Source organism: Ideonella sp. P3_A4, from assembly GCF_056403075.1.
In genome coordinates, this window is record NZ_JBFUGE010000724.1 from 1 (window position 1) to 2754 (window position 2754).

The window sequence follows — 2754 nt, forward strand, 5'->3', positions numbered from 1 at the left end:
ACCGCATTCTGGCGAGGGGCGGGAGCTGAGCATGAGACACCTCAAGGATTCATTTGATTGTCGTCAGGCCATCGCGTCCGACCTTGCGTTGAATCAAGCCGGGCCGGTGTCGGGCGGGCCACAGTGGCGCAATGACTTCTGTCGCATCGCCCCCCGCCATCACCAGCGAACAACTGGCCCGGCTGGACGTGGCCGGCCCCCGCTACACGTCCTACCCGACGGCCGATCGCTTCGTCGAAGCTTTTGACGAGTCGGCTTATCGCCAGGCGCTCCAGGGGAGGGCGAACGCCGCCGGCGCCGGRCCGCGGGGGCCGTTGTCGGTCTACGTACACGTGCCGTTCTGCGAATCGGTGTGCTACTACTGCGCCTGCAACAAGGTGATCACCCGGCACCACGATCGTGCCGGTGAGTATCTCGACGCACTCGAGCAAGAGATCGAGTTGACCGCAGCGGCGCTCGGCCAGGCGCCGATGGTGTCTCAGCTGCACTTCGGCGGCGGCACGCCCACCTTCTTGTCAGACGCTGAACTGGAGCGCCTGATGCAGGCGATCCAGCGTCACTTCGTGCTCGTTCCCGGGGGCGAATACTCGATCGAGGTGGACCCGCGAACGGTGTCGCCACAACGCCTGAGCCACCTGGCCGACCTGGGTTTCAACCGGCTCAGCCTGGGCGTACAGGACTTCGACCCTGCGGTTCAGAAGGCCGTGCATCGCGTGCAGCCCTTCGACGAGGTGGCCRCACTGCTGGAGGCTGCCCGTGGCATCGGCTTCGACTCCACCAACGTCGACCTGATCTACGGCCTGCCCCTGCAGACGCCCGAGTCGTTCCGGCGCACGATAGACCAGGTGAGCCAGCTGCGACCCGATCGGATCGCGCTCTATGCCTACGCGCACCTGCCCGAGCGGTTCAAGCCGCAGCGCCGCATCCATTCGGCCGACTTGCCAGCACCGACGCAGAAGATCTCGATGCTCGCGGCCGCGATCGACACCTTCGGTCAGCAAGGCTACGACTACATCGGCATGGACCATTTCGCGCTGCACGACGACCCGTTGGCCGTGGCCAAGCGACAAGGGCGGTTGCACCGCAACTTCCAGGGCTACAGCACCCAACCCGATTGCGATCTGATCGGCCTCGGGGTCTCGGCCATTGGCCGCGTGGGCGCGACCTACAGCCAGAACGCCAAGACGCTGCCGGAGTACTACGACTCACTTCGCGGCGGCCGGCTGCCGGTCACCCGCGGCATGGCGCTGGATCGCGATGACCTCGTGCGCCGCGCGGTGATCATGGCGGTGATGTGCCAGGGCCGCGTCGACTTCGAGTCGATCGAGTCCGCGCACCTGGTGCAGTTCTCTGACTACTTCGCACCGGAGCTGGAGCGCCTGCGGCCGCTTGTTGACCAGGGCCTGGTGCGACTCGAAGACGACGGCCTGCTGGTCACGCCGCTGGGCTGGTATTTCGTACGCGCGGTGGCGATGGTGTTCGACAAGCACCTGCATGCGCAGCAGCGGCGGATGAGCTTCTCGCGCATCATCTGAACGGCCTGGGCCCTGGCCTGGGAGCATGAACAACGCGAGGCGCAGCATCGCGTGATCGCCGTGTCGTTGATGGCCGTCAAGCCGCAGGGCGTGGTGTCGGGGCATCCTGCGTCCATGACACCTGACACCTCCTACCAGACACTCACGAGCGCGGTATCGGCGCAGCTCTCAACGCTGCGCGCCGACCAGCCCGCCGTGATGAAGGGCTTCAACGAGCTGGCCAAGGCCAGCCTGGCCAACGGCGCCGTGTCGGCCAAGAACAAGGAGCTGATCGCGCTGGCGCTCGGCGTCGCCGCTCATTGCGATGCGTGCATCGGCTTCCATGCCCGCGCGCTCGTCCGGCTCGGTGCGACGAAAGCCGAAGTCGAGGAGGCGCTGGCGGTGGCTGTCTACATGGGCGGCGGCCCTTCGCTGATGTACAGCGCCAACGCGCTCGCCGCTTTCGACGAGTTCGCCCAGGACACTGCCGTGGTGACCTGAACCCGCCCGCCCAATGCCGTGTGGCTGTGGTTCGGCCCTGACAGGCTTGCTTGAGCGCTCAAAGGCTTGAGCGTCGCCGATCGTGACTTTTGTCGGCGCCGCTGGCCAATCCGCAGACAGTGTGCCGGCGCCCCGCCATGCGTGCCTTATCCTTTCGCCCGCCTGGGAGGGACCCCGGCGCACAACAAGGATCAGGACATGTCGGGAAAAGCAGGGAGCGCGAAATTCATCGCGGGGACAGCCATTGCCGTGGCGGTGGTGGGATTCGGTGGCTGGCAGTACTACCAGTCGCCCAACCAGGTGGCCGCGCGCCATCTCAAGCAGGCCGCGCAGGCCCGGACCGAAGGGCGCGTGGTGCAGGCGGCCGAGCTGTATGCGGGCGTGGCGCAGTCGCGCGCTGAGGTGGCCTCGCAAGGCGCGGCCGGGCTCAAAGGCCTTCTGGATGCTGCCACCCTGCAGGCGCTGCCTGCCGCTGACGCGGCGCAGGTGCTGCAGCACGTGCAAAGTGCGCGCAGCGCTGGGCAATCGCCCATGCCGGCCAAGGACGTGACCATCCTCGGCTGGTCTCTCGTCGCCTTGCATGCAGACAAGGACCCTGCCGGCGCCAAGGCGGTGCTCGACGCCATCAAGCCGGTGGAGACCGACAAGGCCAAGTGGGCCGCCGCGGCCGAGCCGCTGCTTGAACGCATCGTGGCCACTGACCCGAGCAACGCGCCCGCCGCCATCGAATACGCCCAGG

General features: G+C 67.0%; 3 protein-coding genes. All 3 read left to right on the top strand.

Annotated elements, in window-relative coordinates; all coding sequences use genetic code 11:
- The first annotated feature begins 131 nt into the window (after window positions 1-131).
- Window positions 132-1535 carry an oxygen-independent coproporphyrinogen III oxidase gene (gene hemN / locus AC1DYI_RS31760; protein ID WP_477208100.1) on the top strand — a complete coding sequence of 468 codons (1404 nt, stop codon included), beginning with the start codon at window positions 132-134 and terminating at the stop codon, window positions 1533-1535.
- Window positions 1536-1649: 114 nt separating this feature from the next.
- The gene (locus AC1DYI_RS31765; RefSeq protein ID WP_477208102.1) at window positions 1650-2015 is read left to right on the top strand and encodes a carboxymuconolactone decarboxylase family protein; all 366 of its coding nucleotides are present in this window, start codon (window positions 1650-1652) and stop codon (window positions 2013-2015) included.
- A 198-nt stretch (window positions 2016-2213) separates the two neighbouring features.
- On the top strand, window positions 2214-2754 hold a 541-nt coding region (locus AC1DYI_RS31770; protein WP_477208101.1), incomplete at its 3' end, for a hypothetical protein.